A 15,043-nucleotide genomic window follows, 5' to 3' on the forward strand; every position below is an offset into this window, starting at 1 on the left:
GCACCTGATGACTTCTTAGATTACTTATCTATGAGTCCATTGCCTTTCGCCTTATAAGTTGTATTTTTTTGATTAGATATTGCCAAAAAATGAGTGACTCAATGAATTAGCCTAAATGAATGAATTAATGATTTTTCTCTGCTGATCCATCAAAAAACGGCTACATAATATCTTTTACCTTCTAAGGCAGTCTTATTCCAGACAAGCACTAGTTGCACCTTTATGATTTAATAAAACTTCTCTTTCTAATGGCCTAATGGCGTTTTCTCAGAGATAGCTTTTGCCTACTCCTAAGTTTATTCTAGACAGGCCATCGTCATTCATCCACAGCTTTTGAAAGCCAAATCAGTCAGCAGTGGCCGTAAACTTTATACACTTGTAATCTCAACGCTAAAATTCACAGTCTCTAGCTCTATCTTATCTGTTTAACCAAGTGAGTGAAAGATAACTGAACTGCTGAATGGCTATCATGGCATTTTCATAGCAGTGATAGCGGTTACACTTTTCAAGATACATCTTTTCTCCAAGCGGCTACCTATGGTTCAGAGGGTTCATTCTCACTGGTTTCAACTGTCTCGGCTCTGCGTCTGTCTGCTTTTGGGGGTACTCCTCGCCAGTGCGCTGCCAGTAAGCCATAGCGTTGTTTTTTCTAGAGAAACGACTAAGGCGGCTTTAGTCACTGCTGCTATCCATTCGCCAGAGGATTTTCTAGGCCAAGGCCGCCAAGCCTACACCGCCCAGCGCTTCAGCGCAGCCGCAGCCGCCTGGGAAGAGGCCGTGGCCGCGACCTCCAACCAACCGCTCAACCAAGCCCTGGCCCTCAGCTATCTCACCCTGGCGTACCAGCAGCTCAGCCAGTGGGACGCCGCTGATCGCGCCATCACCCGCAGCTTAAACCTCCTCGCCACCGCCCCCGACTCGGCTCAAAAGCTGGCCGTGAGCGCCCAGGTGCACAACACCCTCGGTGGCCTGCAATTTGCTCGAGGGCAGACCCAGGCCGCCCTGGAGACTTGGCAAACCGCCGCCAAGCTGTACCGACAAACCGGCGATGAAAGCCGCTACGTCAACGCGCTCTTGAACCAGGTACAGGCCCAGCAGTCTTTGGGGTATTACCAGCCCGCGCGGCGCACCCTGGCTACCCTGGAGCAGCGTTTGCCGCAGCAGTCGCGCCCCGTGCAGGTGCTGGGCTATCAGCGGCTGGGGCAAACCTATCGCCTGCTGGGCGACCTGGAATTGGCGCAATCTCATTTGCAGACGGCCTTGGAACTGGCGCAGCGGGAGGGCTTAGCCACAGGGGCGATTTTGTTAGGACTGGCCAACACGGCCCAGGGGCGGGGAGATTGGCTGGGGGCGATCGCCCTCTACCAGCAAGCCGAACAGTCCCAGGCCGCCGACATTCGCCTCAAAGCCCGCCTGAACCGACTCAGCCTGTTAGCCCAGCACGACCCTGAAGCCGCTCAACCGCTGGCAGCCACCCTGCCGGGGGAACTAGCCGAAATGCCCCCAGGGCGCGGCCAGATCTACGCCTATATCAACGCTGCCCAAAGCCTGCTCCAGCTCAAAACACCTACCGAGATTGAAACGGCGGCTCAACTGCTGGCCCATGCGATTCAACAGAGCATGGCTTTGCAGGATACCCGCGCCGAAGCCTATGCCAGAGGCTACCTGGGTCACGCCTACGAGGTCTCCCAACAGTGGCGCGAGGCACAGCAGCTCACCGAGCAAGCCCTGACCCTGGCGCGATCCCTCAATGCCGCCGATATCGCCTACCAGTGGCAGTGGCAGATGGGTCGCCTGCTCAACCAGCAGGGCCAACGAGCCGCCGCCCTGCCCGCCTACCGGGCCGCCTTCACCACCCTCCAGTCCCTCAAGCAGGATCTGGTCGCCGTGAGCGATGACCTACAGTTTTCCTTTCGCGACAGCGTCGAGCCCGTCTACCGCGAGCTAGTCGATCTGCTGCTACAACCCGAATCCCAAGCGGGTCTACCCTCTTCCCCACCTCCCCATCCCCCCACCTCCCCATCTCTCCCTTCCGACAGCCTAGCCGAAGCCCGCTCAGTCATCGAAGCCTTGCAGATTGCCGAACTCAACAACTTCTTTAGAACTGCCTGCCTGGAAGGTCAGCAGGTCGCCCTGGAGGCGGTGAGTCAGTCCACCACCGGCGTCATTTACCCAATTATTCTGCCGGATCGGCTGGAGATCATTGCCAGTCTGCCAGGGCAGCCCCTGCGGCAGTACACCAGCCCAGTGCCCCAGGCAGAGCTGGAGCAGACTCTGACGGACTGGCGACAAAATCTAGAACGGCGGTTCACTGCCCCCGAGGGCAGAGCCCTGGGGCAGCAGCTCTACCGCTGGCTGATTGCGCCGATGCAAGCCGCCCTGGCCGAAACCCACCCCCAAACCCTGGTCTTTGTGCTGGATGGAGCCCTGCGGAATACCTCTATGGCGGCGCTGTACGACGGGGAGCGGTATTTGGTGGAAGACTATGCGATCGCCCTCTCCCCCGGTCTCCAACTCCTCGGCCCCCGCCCGTTGCAGGCCACCCGGATGGCGGCCCTTCTGGCAGGGTTAACCGAGGCCCGCCATGGCTTTAGCGCCCTCACCAACGTGAAGGACGAAATTCAAACCATTCAGGCGCTACTCGACAGCCGGGTACTGTTTGACGAGCGGTTCACCACCACTGCCCTGACCCAGAAGATCGCCCAGACTGAGCTGCCCATTGTGCACCTGGCCACCCACGCCCAGTACAGCTCAAACCTGCAAGACACCTTCATTCTGGCCTGGGATCGCCCGATTCCGGTGGATGAGCTGAGCCTCCTGCTCAGCGCTGGGGATCAGATCCGGGTGGAACCCATTGAACTGCTGGTGCTCAGCGCCTGTGAGACAGCCACCGGGGGCAATCGTGCCGCCCTGGGTCTGGCGGGTCTTTCGCTCCAGGCGGGGGCCCGCAGCACCCTGGCTTCCCTGTGGAATTTAGACGACGCTTCCGGGGCGTATTTTATTCGCCAGTTCTATCAGGCCCTGGCCCAGCCCGGCACCACCAAAGCCGAGGCGCTGCGCCAGGCTCAACTAGCGTTGCTACAGCATCCCGACTACCGCCATCCCATCTACTGGTCGGCCTATGTGCTGGTGGGAAATTGGCTGTAGGCCTATAATGTGACCGCCACTACACAGCTGCTCTAAAAATCTGCGTTGACTCGATTGCAGCCCCGTTTGGGTTGGGTTGGCCTGGTTCCTGCCTGCTCAGCTATTTTCCTTATCCTGGCAACCCTTTCCCCGGCCAGGGCAAAAATCGTTGATTCCCGATCGCCCGCTCCGGCCCCCCAGCGCTTATCCCAGGCGAGTCCGTTGCCCCGCCAGCCGATTCCAGAACCGCCCCTGCCCGATCAGCCGCTGCCACCCCTGCCCCCACCGGAGGAACTTCTGCCCCCGGCTGATCCGGCGCTGCCAGAGGCCCCCCTAGACGGAACAGACGGGACAGAGGCCACCTTTTTCGTCAGCACTGTCGAGATTACGGGCAGCACCGTCTTTTCCCCAGCCAATTTGGCTGACCTGGTGGCCCCCTACCTCAACCGCCAGGTCAGTTTTAGGGAACTGCTGGAACTGCGCAACGCCATTACCGAACGCTACGTTGCGGCGGGCTACGTGACCTCGGGCGCGATTCTGCCGCCCCAGACCCTGGTGGGCGATCAGGTCATCATTCAGGCGATCGAAGGGGAACTGGAAGACATCGTAGTCACTGGCTTAAATCGCCTCAGCCCGGCCTACGTCCGCAGTCGCCTGGGCCAGGCCAGCACCCCGCCCCTCAACGTCGATCGGCTGCTGGCGGGGTTGCAGCGCCTCCAGCTCAATCCCCTGATTGAAACGGTGGTGGCTGACTTGCAGGCCGGCAGTAGAGCGAACCTCAGCGTACTGGTGGTCAACCTGGCCGAAGCCGACTCGTTGGCCCTTGATCTGAGTCTGGATAACTACGGGGCTGCCAGTGTGGGAGCCGAGCAGCGCCGAGTGCTGCTGAGTGAGGGCAATCTTTCGGGCCTGGGCGATCGCATCACCCTGACCTACGAAAACACCGATGGCAGCAACGGCGTTGACCTCAGTTATACCCTGCCCGTGAGCCCAAACAACGATGCCCTGCGGGTGAGGGCGGGCTACTCCAGCAGTCGGGTGATCGATCCCAATTTCCAGGTGCTCGACATTTCCTCCAGCAGTGTTTACTACGACCTGGGCTACCGCCATACTCTGATCGAAACCCCCACCGAAGACCTCACCCTGGGCCTCACCCTGGGCCATCAGCAAAGCCAAACCCGCCTAGGTCTGGACGACATTGGCCCCTTTCCCCTCTCCCCAGGGGCCGACAGCGAGGGCATCACCCGAGTCACGGCTCTGCGCTTTTCCCAGCAGTGGACCCAGCGCAGCCAAAGCCACGTGCTGGCCTTTCGATCCCAATTTAGCCTGGGCCTAGATTGGCTGAGTGCCACCCGCAACCCGACTGGCCCCGATAGCCGCTTTCTGGCCTGGCGCGGTCAGGGCCAGTGGCTACAGCGCTTTGGCCCCGATACCCTGCTGCTGCTGCGGGGCGACACCCAACTGGCCAGCAATGATCTGCTATCGCCCGAGAAATTTGGTCTGGGCGGTGCCCTGAGCGTGCGCGGCTACGGGCGAGATGTGCTGTTGCGCGACAGCGGCGTGCTGCTCTCGGCAGAACTGCGATCGCCCATCGCCCGCGTTCCAGATCTAGATGCCACCCTACAGATCGTTCCATTTCTGGATGCTGGGGTAGCCTGGAATGTGACCCCAGGTCTGTCCTCTGGCCCCAACACGTTGGTGGGTACTGGACTGGGCCTGCTGTGGCAGCAGGGCGATCGCCTCTCCACGCGAGTCGATCTGGGCCTTCCCCTGATACCCCTGGCTGAAGGTAGGAACGTTTTCCAGGGGAGCAGTGTCTATTTTTCAGTTCGATATACGCCCTTCTGAGTCAACCTCTGCTTGTCATCGTCCAACCAGAGCTGACTACACCCAATGAGAACCCATCGTTGACCTGCAACGATGGCTGAGCCAATGGCAATTGGGGTGCTCTGAGCTGTGAGCCAATGGGGCTAAGCGCCAGGAGATGGCGGCCCTGGCTCAGCAGCGGGCCAATCGTAGCCACCACGTCTATAGCGTTTGCGCAGCTCCTCCAGGCCGAGCACCAGAGGCGGACACAGCAGCAGTACTGCCCACTGCCCAGGGGTGAGCGGTGCCGTCGAAAAAATGCGCTGTAGCGGCGGCAGGGTGATTATCGCGGCAATCAAGCCCCACTCCACCCCCAGACCCAGCCAGATCAGCGGGTTAGACCACCAGCCCAGCCGCCAGACGGACACCGTTTCAGAGCGGCAGGCGAACACATTGCCGCTCTGGCAGGCGACGATCGCCGCCAGGGTGAGGGTGGTGGCCTGCATATAGATGGCCACCACCGGGGCCGTAGCACTATCGGCCTGGAGGGCGGGGGTGACGGCCTGAAGGGCGGGCAGGTCAAACCCGTGGCTGTGCCACACCCAGCCAAAAGCGGCCATACCCAGCAGGCCCTCCAGGATGCCTAGCCAGCCGTAGGCCCGCAGCAGCAGGCCGCCATCCATCAGCGGTTGGGCCTTGGCGCGGGGGGGCATTGCCATGGTGCCTGCTTCCGGCACCTCGGCCCCCAGGGCCAGGGCGGGCACCATATCGGTGCCCAGGTCAATCGCCAGAATCTGCATAATCACCAGGGCTGGCGGTATTTTGAGAGCCACCATCGCTAAAAAGGGCAGTAGCTCGGGCACGTTGGAGGCCAGGATATAGGTGATGAACTTGCGGATGTTTTGGTAGGTGGTGCGGCCCTCCTCGATCGCGCTGACGATGGTGGCAAAGTTGTCGTCGGTGAGCACCATGTCGGCGGCCTCGCGGGCCACATCGGTACCGTTGAGCCCCATGGCAATGCCGATGTGGGCCGATCGCAGGGCCGGAGCGTCGTTGACGCCGTCGCCGGTCACCGCCACCACGGCCCCGGTGGCCTTGTAGGCCTCCACCAGACGCAGCTTGTGCTCGGGCGACATGCGGGCAAACACCAGGCGCGATCGGTATTTCACGATCTGCTGGAGCTGGGCGTCGGAGAGGTGACCCAGGGTTTCACCGGTGATCACCCGGATAGGTTCATGGCTGGTGGCCGGGGCATCGACCAGGCCAATCTGCTGGGCGATCGCCTCGGCGGTGAGCCCGTAATCGCCCGTGACCATAGTGACCCGAATGCCCGCCCGGTGACACTGGGCGATCGCCTCGGGCACCTCGGGCCGGGGTGGGTCAAACATCGCCACCAGGCCGATAAAGGTCAGGTCTTGTTCTAAATCCTGAGCTTTCATAGCCTGGAGGCGATCGCCGGGCCGGGCGGCCAGCCCCAGCACCCGAAAGCCCAGGCGGGCCAAGTGGTCGTTGGCTGCCACCACCTGCTCCCAGTCGCCGTGGCCCAGAACCTCCACGGCACCATCTCGCAATAGATACTGGCAGTGGCGCACCACCTCCAGGGGCGCGCCCTTGGTAAAGGCCACCTGGGAGTAGCCCTGGGGGAGAGTGCCGGGCCAGAGGTCGGCCCAGCCGTTGAGCACCACGGTCATCATGCGGCGGCGCGAGTCAAAGGGAATTTCCCGCTGGCGGGGGTAGCGTTTCTGGAGGTCTTCGACGTTGAGACCGGCCTTGGCGGCGACCACCACCAGGGCCGCCTCGGTGGGGTCGCCAATCTCCTGCCAGCGGCTGGGGGCGGTGAGGTGGCGCAGGCGGGCGTTGGAGCAGAGGGCGGCCCCGGTCAGCAGCAGGTGCAGGGCCCAGGTCAGCGGCGAGTCGGTGGACAGGTGCACCCGGCCCACGGTGGGGTCGTAGCCCGCCCCGGTGACGCGAATGTGCCCAGGAGGTAGACCTGGTTGTGCGTCAGTTGGATCTGATGGATCGGGGCCGTTCGAGTCTCGGTGGGCGGGCAGCCACAGGTAGCGCACGGTCATTTCGTTTTTGGTCAGGGTGCCGGTTTTGTCGGTGCAGATGACATTGACGGCGCTCAGGGTTTCTACCGCCGAGAGCCTGCGCACCAGGGCATTGCGCCGCACCATGCGCTGCACTCCAATGGCCAGCGACAGGGTGACGGTGGGCAGCAGCCCCTCGGGCACCAGGGCGACGATGATGCCAATGGCAAAGACAAAGCTCTCGGTCAGATCCATACCCACCAGCAGGGCGGTGAGGGCGAACACCAGCAGGCCCATGGCGACGGCGATCGCCGTATTTACCCGCACAATGTGGCTGACCTGCATCTCCAGAGTGCTGGGTTCGCGCCCCACGTCCGTAGTCAGGTGGGCCACCCGGCCAAACTCGGTGTGGGTGCCGGTGGCGTAGACCACGGCGGTGCCCCGGCCCGCCGCCACCGTAGCCCCCGCCAGCACCAGGTTGCTAATTTCGGCGGGGTTAGCTCGCTCGTGCTGGGGCTGTTCGCCCCGGCGATGGAGGGGCTGGCCGCTGCGCAGGGGCAGGGTTTCACGCTGGCGCACGGGGTGAGGGTTGCGGGCCACGGGCAGCGACTCGCCAGTGAGTACTGACACATCCAGGTAGAGGCCCTCGGCACTGACCAGCCGGGCATCGGCGGGAATGCGATCGCCCTCCTCTAGCTGCACCACATCGCCCCGCACCACTTGCCGGGCAGCCATTGGCACCAGTTCTCCCCCGCGCAGCACCCGCACCTGGCTGGGCAACACATTCTTCAGGGCCGCCAGAGCCTGCTCGGCCCGAAACTCCTGCCAAAAGCTGAAGGCCGCATTTACCCAGATCACCGCCCAGATGGCCCAGCCCAGGGCCGGGGTGTGGGAGATAAAGGCCAGCCCCCCCGCCACCCAAAGCAACAGCGCCATGAAGTGGGTGAGCTGATCACTAAAGCGCAACCACAGCGGGCGATGGGCAGGCTCAGGTAGCTCGTTGGGGCCAAAGCGATCGAGGCGACGCTGGGCTTCAAGATCGCTTAGCCCGGTGACCTCAGTGTCGAGGGCAGAGTAGACCTCCTCCGGGGGCAGGGTCCAGAGGGGGCGGTGGGTTGGAGCCATAAATCGGGTTAACCCTAAGTTTGACCGGCAAAGTCCTTTGCACCGTCTCCCACACCTAGACCGAGTTACTCTGCCGTGCCGCTCGGTTAGATAAAGAGGTCGAGCTAAGACTTAAATTTCTCAATAATATAGTCGGAGGTTCTAATACCTAATGCGACCATAGTCAAGGTTGGGTTTACGGTAGCAGAACCGACAAAAGTACTGCCACCAGCCAAAAACAGATTGGATATGCCGTGGACCTGACCATAACTGTCAACTACACTTGTATTCGGCGAGTCGCCCATACGGCAGGTGCCATGGTGATGAGCTATGGAATGGACCCCTTCCACTGAGGAAAAGCTCACCTCATCAGCATGGGTTGCAGACACCATCTTGTCTAGAATTTCTCTAACAAAAGCATAGGTTTCATGATCAAACTCATTCAAACTGTAATGTGCTTTAGCAAACGGATCACCAAAACGATCCTTCTCCTCTGAAAGAGCAACAAATTTCTCAGATCCCACTGACGCCTCAGAATGAAAACGAATAGGAACCCAGTGCCTACTCTCTTCCATAGAGGCAATTACATCTTCACCTGTGTTGCACTCATTCCAAGTTGCTCCAATAATATTTGGAGGTTCATTCACAAATGGAAATTCTATCTTCGTTCCCCCATGTCTTCCCCGACTAGGGGGATTCATAAATTGATGAGATTGACCAGTCCACCCGCCAAAACGCGAAGGGTAAAACTTCTCCTTATAGCGGACGTTACCTAACCAGCCATGGTGGAAGGTTAGGTTTTTCCCTAACTGACCAGAGTGATTTCCAATTCCATTGGGATGACGTTCATTTTTAGAAAGAAGCAGTAGGCGAGCAGACTCAATTGCATTCGCAGCCACAATGACAATATCGGCTGCATGTTCCTGCTCTGTTGAACTTTCGTTGTCTTGGTAGACAATCCCAGTTGCCCGCCCAGAAGCATCTGCAACGATGCGTCGCACGGTAACACCTGATACAACTCGACAAGATCCGGTTAAAACTGCTTTTTGAAGATGATAATTTGGGGAGTAACGAGCGCCTATTGGGCATACCCAACAGGGGCCGTTATTATCACAAGCCTGGCGATCTCCATATTGGACACGAGTTCTTGCTTGAGGAGTAGAATGCAGCACCATGCCTGCATCTTTGAGTCTCTCCGCCAATATCAAGTCATCATAGCTCAATTCAAAGGGAGGCATAGGGTAAGACTGAGATCTTGGCGGGGCGAAGGGGTTATCTTCATCAGTTCCAGAAACCCCAATAAAGGACTCAGCCCTACAATAATAAGGCTCTATTGCTTCATAACTAATAGGCCAGTCATCTCCATATCCATAAAGACTCTTCGTTTTAAAGTCGCTAGGGATCATTCTTAGCGCGATCCCTGACCACCGAGTCGAACTACCACCGACAACTGCATAGAAATCTCCGTTCAGGGGATGTTGATAATCTCCCGCAACAATAATGTTGTTAACGTCCTCAGGCAATGAGTATCCTGGGTTTTTATAAAGATACTCAAATTCTTCTTTGAACTGTTCTGAATGAGGATAAGAATATTCGGGCCCTCTTTCAAACACTTCAACATAGAATCCTTTTTGGACCAAGTGGTAAGCCAGTGTCGCACCGACAATTCCAGAACCCACAACAGCCACTTTCTTTTGCTTCATATATTTCAGCCAAATAAAAATAAATTTCTTGTTTCCTTGTTATGACTCTAGTTCATAATTTTAAGCGCTTAAAATTTTAGCCATGTTCTGCCTATCAGAAACATCCATAGGGGGTTAACGCTACTTTTGAGTAAATCTCCTACCCTTAAAATGCCTTAGGTATTCACATCAATAACAGCCCTATGCTAAGATCTACAATTTTCTTTACGCAAAATTCCCTTATCTAGTTAAACAAAGCACACAGCCTGACCGATCCGGAGCACCAAAAGTGAAGTCAACCAGATTGCCGTCTATATAGGCATCTCATTTTTATAGGTTTCCAAACCTCTAGGAACGCCTATCCACTGATCATACCCAACTATTGTAAGTGCATGGGTTCGGGCAAAAAGTGCCAATATCTCCTTGAATAAATAACTTTCGTACAACATTTCATTCCGCCTGAAAAGCGTAGCTGTCAGAACGCCTAATTTCCCTGGAAGTTGGGCCACTGACAGGAATTTATGTTGATCAATAATTTTCAATCTCTCCCCTCTATCCATTTCTACAAAACTACGTCCCCCTTGTTTATCCACTTTGCGCTTCACGCTTGCCGTAAATTTTTCATATAACTCTTTATATCCAGGACAATTTTCTGCGTGCCACTTAAAGAAGGATTCATAACGACTAATTTCTATTGACTCGTAGCCAATCAGGGCAGTTGTTGTTGCTTTTAAAGTATCAAGAACTTCCTGGCTCAAGTTACCCATAGAACTTTTATTTAAAAGCTTTCTAGATCTATACTTTGACCTAGCCTGCTTTGATGCGCTCTTCACTTGAGAACGCCCTGAAGTACTTGCCACCGTAAAGGTAGCAGCAGCCAAAGAAGCAGCTAAAAACTTTCTGCGTTTCATAGTATTTCAAATTAATTAAAATTAAGATTAGAAATTCGGAGCCTTGGCTAAAAACCTACACAATCATAGATTTAGACAAATAAAAGCAACTATCCATTTTGAGCATTGGCAGGTTGAGTACGGTTTTCTTTAACTAGCCGCTTGTAGGTACGGTAGGGCATGTAGTCGGCAGGGTTATAGCCCGCACAGCGCAAAATCAAAACGCAAGCCCAAGAATACTTGCCCTCTACGATCGCTGTTACTATCTGGTCAAGCTGCTCGGCACTCATGTCCCGGTTGGCGGTTGCAAACCTAGCCGGGGAAATAGTAGAAATAGAGGTGTACCGCGACATAAAAATTCTCCAAACCGAAAAGATATGAATTTTATTTATTGAAGGAATATCGTCAAGGCTATCCTCCTAGCTCTGATTAACGGTTTCAGGTGGATCAGGCAGTTCTAGCCCTTGGGCTAAGGCTACAAACTCAGCGGTTTCAGCTTCTGCACAGTAAGTTGGATCAGGTAACACTGCTTGATAATCGATTGAATGAAGCGTGTAAACCCTGCTTCAAGTAAATTGTCTACGAAGCCAAGCACCCTAACCTCGGCTTCTTGAATAGTGGCAAAGTGGCCAAAATAGTAGCTGCACTGGGGCTCGCTGGTGACTATTGCTATTCCCCAGTCACCCTTGCCAATCTGGGTAAGATGGAGGGAAAGTTGTTTTACCATTTGGTTCAGATAACACTCTAGTCAAGAAGGTACAGCGGATCCAAAATGAGCCCTAGACTATAACCGCAACACCCTTATAGATATTCTTAATCCCTTTCCGTGAGGAAGTCGTGAGTGATCCTGCGTATTAAAGCAACCTAGGCTACTTCACATTGAAGGAGGGAAATGAGGATCCTGAATTACGGATAACTAATCCAACCGTGACTTAGGCCATGAACCTCATAGGCCAATCGTAGGACTGAGGCCTGGCCGCTGGGAAAGGGGTTGACATCAACAGCATTCGACATGGGCACGGTGACCTTGTTGCACCCATGGCTCCGGCCAGGTGACCGCCTTCGCCCGGTTGGAGAAGGTCAAAACCAAGCCGCCAAGGTAACGACTGTGCGCCGCATGGTTCCGGCGCATCCCAGTTTTGCAAATGTCATTCTGAACGTAGCGATAGCGAAGTGAAGAATCTCGATCTTGCGCAAGGACTGAGATCCTTCGCTACACTCCGTTCCGCTCAGGATGACAGAAGTGGGATGCACCCCATGGTTCTGCGCGTCGAGCAGGGACCCCCCAGGGTGTCGTTATCGCATTAGCCTGGGGGGCAAGGGTATGAGCATCGAGAAGCGTCATGAGTCTGAGAATTGGGGTTGAAGCGTGCAAGCAGGTCAGGACAACAGGTTGAAGGTGAACGCGTTGTGCAAACACGACAGCGGAATGACCTCGTAATGTTCGCAAACGTGAGCCCCATTGCTCCGGAAACTATGGCTAAAATGCCCACCCCTCCTCACCCGATGGATGATTCAATGATTTTTACGCAGCCGGGCCACATGAGCTTAGGGAAGCTATTAACTTTTTTATCCTCACAGCTTCCACAGAGATCTTTTTTACCCTGGAGCAAGACGACTAAATAGGTGACTTCAAACTCATCTAATCAGAGTAGGGCCTGCTATGAAAACAAGCTACCAAGCCAAGATCTTCTCCCTTTGGACCGTCTTTCTCCTGGGCACCCTGTTTCATACCCAGCTGGGTCTGATGCCCCTATTCCATAACCAGAGTATTGCCCTGGAAGGGGCCGATGGCACGGAACCCATCGGCTGGATTTTGTGGCTGATGCTGATGTTCTTCATGGTGCCGCTGATGGCTATGCTGGCGGTGACCTTGAACCGGAGTCGCCCGCTCCGCAGGCTCCATTTTGGGGTGACGGTTTTGTTCTCAATCCTCAACGGTGCTCACCTGGTGGCGGATCTGTTGGTGCAGCCGATCGCCTGGTATCAGATTGCGCTAATGAGCTTTCTGTTTCTCGTCGGCATTGTGCTAAACATTGTGTCGTTTCAATGGCTGCGGGAGGGACGGTACCACTCGCTGCTCGCTCAGGGTTACCCAGCTGGGAGCTGACCTCTGGGCAGGGGGAAAAGCTTGTCCTAAAGGCGTTGCTAAATTGAGTAATGAATCTGTAAACTTGACGTCCTTTCATTGCCCCCTAACTCCCCCAAATCTGGGGGAGTTTGAGATTTCGACTCCTCCCAGAATTGGGGGGCTGGGGGGGCATGTCATACCGGCATTCAGCAACGCCTCCTAAATTCATGCCCCACGGGAAGTCAAACAAACCTAACAATGCCTTAATTTTGTTGTCGGTTTGCTGCCAATGCAGCTGGATTTTGAACAGGATCAAAGTAAGGGTGAAAACCTTAACGCTGATTCTTCTTTGGCTCCACCCGTCTGTTGCTATAAACGAGAGGAATTTACCATGAGAAGCAAATACTATCTGCTCATTTCAGCGGCTATTTTTGCGCTGGTGGCGCTGCTGCATCTGGCTCGCCTGCTGGGCCAGTGGACGGTGCAGGTAGGCACGGTGACGCTGCCCTTCTGGGGTTCGTGGGTGGGGTTGGCGATCGCAGCAGCCCTGAGCCTGTGGGCTCTGCGCCTGGCCTTCCCGAGCAAAAAACGGCAGCACGCCTGATGGCCAGGGCTTAACCCCAAAGCCAGCGGGAGATGTGGCTTTGGGTTCACGGTTCACGGTAAGCGGTACAAGGTTCGCCTTAAACCGCTTACCGTAGACCGTCCACCCTGTTAACCCGTCACATTTAACTTGACTGGCTACTAGGCTCCTGGCGGTCCCTTCCTGCCCACCAACGAAAGGTACTTAGCGATGAAACAGATTGTCATAGGATTGGTACTCGGCTGCTGTGTAGTCATGCTGACGGTGCTGACCCTGGTGGGAGGGGCCGGGGCGATCGCCGCCCCCATCCCCAAGATTGACGACATTGGCCTCTGTGCCGTCCCCGAGGGAGGCATTGACTTGAACAACGCCAATCTGATGGCCTTCACCGACTGCCCTGGGTTCTACCCCGGTCTGGCCTCCGCCATTCTCACCCACGGCCCCTACCAGGCTGTAGACGATGTCCTCTCTATTCCTGACCTGACGGACACCCAAAAGGTCCTGCTGGAGGCCAACCTGCAATCCTTTGCAGTCACCGCCCCAGCGGTGCCGATCGAGAAGCGGATGCCCCCCCGCATCAATCAATCTGCCCATTAGTGACTCGCACTGCCCCCAAAGCTATCCTCTACCCTGGGGCAGTTCAATACCCTTGCTTAGCAAAGGAGATGAGCCATGCTGAAACGTCTTTTGACTGTGTTTCTCTGCCTGGTCCTAGGGCTGTCGATCTGGCTCGGGACCGCCTCCCCGGTTCTGGCTAAGGGGCTCTTTCGTGGCGCTGGGACAGCAAGCAACCCGGCGACTGAACGCCTGCAAAACCCCATTGATGAAAACCTGGGGAAAATTGGTGCCAAGGTAGACCTGAACAACTCCAATGTCATGGCCTTCCGGCGGTATCCTGGCCTGTACCCCACCCTGGCTCGCAAAATCATCCAGCATGCTCCCTTTGAGAGTGTTGAGGAGGTGCTCAACATTCCTGGCCTGAGCGAGTCTGAGCAAGCTGTACTGAAGGCCAATCTGAAGAATTTTGTCGTCACCCCCGCTGAGTCTGCGCTGACCGAAGGGGGCGATCGCATCAACCCAGGCATTTACAAATAGAGCAGAGCGCGCTCAGCCAAAATCCAATTTGTAAACCCCGATGCACAACCAGGAAACCGGTAGGAGCGTAACATGCTACGCTCCTACAAACCGGGGGTATTCAGCCAGGCTTTAGAATTAGCCGTAGACCCAGATAAGCGATTGGGATGAGTGGAGGGATCGTTCATCGCCATTGATGCCAGCGCCTAGGGGAAAGCGCCCGCTGCCCTATTCAGGGTGGATAGCCGTAGAACATAATTCTAAATAAACTAAACCCGTGAAAACGCCAGCCTAGACGTTAGTCAAGGGTGAAGCTCACCAATTTTCTTGAACCAGGGCATCAAAAACCTGGCCCTGTCCACCGCGTCTATCCTGGTGGCTGTAATGTTGGCAACGCCAACGGGAGAAAGGATTAGGGCGGGTCATCAATTGGGTAAAAAGCTGGGCATATCAAGCTTTGCCACGCCCAACCCCAAAGCCAGGCTAGGGGCTGTAAACCTTAATTTTTGGGCCTTGGCAGCTAATTGACGACAGCTCATCAAGCCTTTTCCTAATCCTATGACACTTAATAATGAAGTTATTTAGACCCAATAGTTTTTCCTGATTCTTGAAATTCCCAGGACAAAACAACACTTTTCTTGTTTTTCTAGAATTATGACAGGGGATTCATGAGGAAG

11 protein-coding genes are annotated in these 15,043 nt (G+C 55.9%); 6 read left to right on the forward strand and 5 right to left on the reverse strand.

What is annotated here, in order from left to right:
- Positions 1 to 777: 777 nt before the first annotated feature.
- Positions 778 to 3,147: a CHAT domain-containing protein gene (locus NF78_RS05730; protein ID WP_052049855.1), complete on the forward strand. Its 2,370-nt coding sequence runs from the start codon at positions 778 to 780 to the stop codon at positions 3,145 to 3,147.
- Between the two features lie 201 nt (positions 3,148 to 3,348).
- Positions 3,349 to 4,974 (forward strand): ShlB/FhaC/HecB family hemolysin secretion/activation protein, encoded by a 1,626-nt coding sequence (locus NF78_RS05735; protein ID WP_052049857.1) that lies wholly within the window; start codon positions 3,349 to 3,351, stop codon positions 4,972 to 4,974.
- A gap of 122 nt (positions 4,975 to 5,096) precedes the next feature.
- On the opposite strand, the gene NF78_RS05740 is transcribed toward NF78_RS05735, so the two are convergent.
- From NF78_RS05740 to NF78_RS05750, 5 genes are all read right to left on the reverse strand, one after another.
- Positions 5,097 to 8,087, reverse strand: a complete 2,991-nt coding sequence (locus NF78_RS05740; RefSeq protein ID WP_052049859.1) for a cation-translocating P-type ATPase — start codon at positions 8,085 to 8,087, stop codon at positions 5,097 to 5,099.
- 104 nt (positions 8,088 to 8,191) lie between these two features.
- Positions 8,192 to 9,769, reverse strand: coding sequence for a GMC family oxidoreductase (locus tag NF78_RS29090; RefSeq protein WP_072015984.1), 1,578 nt, complete (start codon positions 9,767 to 9,769; stop codon positions 8,192 to 8,194).
- A gap of 290 nt (positions 9,770 to 10,059) precedes the next feature.
- Complete coding sequence (locus NF78_RS05745; RefSeq protein WP_156119669.1) at positions 10,060 to 10,659, reverse strand: hypothetical protein; 600 nt, start codon at positions 10,657 to 10,659, stop codon at positions 10,060 to 10,062.
- An 89-nt stretch (positions 10,660 to 10,748) separates the two neighbouring features.
- The gene (locus tag NF78_RS29095; RefSeq protein ID WP_156119670.1) at positions 10,749 to 10,991 is read right to left on the reverse strand and encodes a HetP family heterocyst commitment protein; all 243 of its coding nucleotides are present in this window, start codon (positions 10,989 to 10,991) and stop codon (positions 10,749 to 10,751) included.
- Between the two features lie 122 nt (positions 10,992 to 11,113).
- Positions 11,114 to 11,365, reverse strand: a complete 252-nt coding sequence (locus NF78_RS05750; protein WP_035985264.1) for a DUF1816 domain-containing protein — start codon at positions 11,363 to 11,365, stop codon at positions 11,114 to 11,116.
- A gap of 936 nt (positions 11,366 to 12,301) precedes the next feature.
- Between NF78_RS05750 and NF78_RS05755 the strand changes: the two genes are divergently transcribed.
- The 4 genes from NF78_RS05755 to psbU (NF78_RS05770) all read left to right on the forward strand — a co-directional run bounded on the left by NF78_RS05755 (position 12,302) and on the right by psbU (NF78_RS05770) (position 14,387).
- Positions 12,302 to 12,748, forward strand: a complete 447-nt coding sequence (locus tag NF78_RS05755) for a hypothetical protein (protein ID WP_035985265.1) — start codon at positions 12,302 to 12,304, stop codon at positions 12,746 to 12,748.
- Positions 12,749 to 13,100: 352 nt separating this feature from the next.
- Positions 13,101 to 13,313, forward strand: a complete 213-nt coding sequence (locus tag NF78_RS05760; RefSeq protein WP_035985266.1) for a hypothetical protein — start codon at positions 13,101 to 13,103, stop codon at positions 13,311 to 13,313.
- A gap of 189 nt (positions 13,314 to 13,502) precedes the next feature.
- Positions 13,503 to 13,889, forward strand: coding sequence for a photosystem II complex extrinsic protein PsbU (gene psbU, locus NF78_RS05765; protein ID WP_072015985.1), 387 nt, complete (start codon positions 13,503 to 13,505; stop codon positions 13,887 to 13,889).
- A gap of 75 nt (positions 13,890 to 13,964) precedes the next feature.
- Positions 13,965 to 14,387, forward strand: a complete 423-nt coding sequence (gene psbU / locus NF78_RS05770) for a photosystem II complex extrinsic protein PsbU (protein ID WP_035985268.1) — start codon at positions 13,965 to 13,967, stop codon at positions 14,385 to 14,387.
- Positions 14,388 to 15,043 lie beyond the last annotated feature (656 nt).

The sequence above is a fragment of the Leptolyngbya sp. KIOST-1 genome, from assembly GCF_000763385.1.
Taxonomy (GTDB): Bacteria; Cyanobacteriota; Cyanobacteriia; order Phormidesmidales; family Phormidesmidaceae; genus Nodosilinea.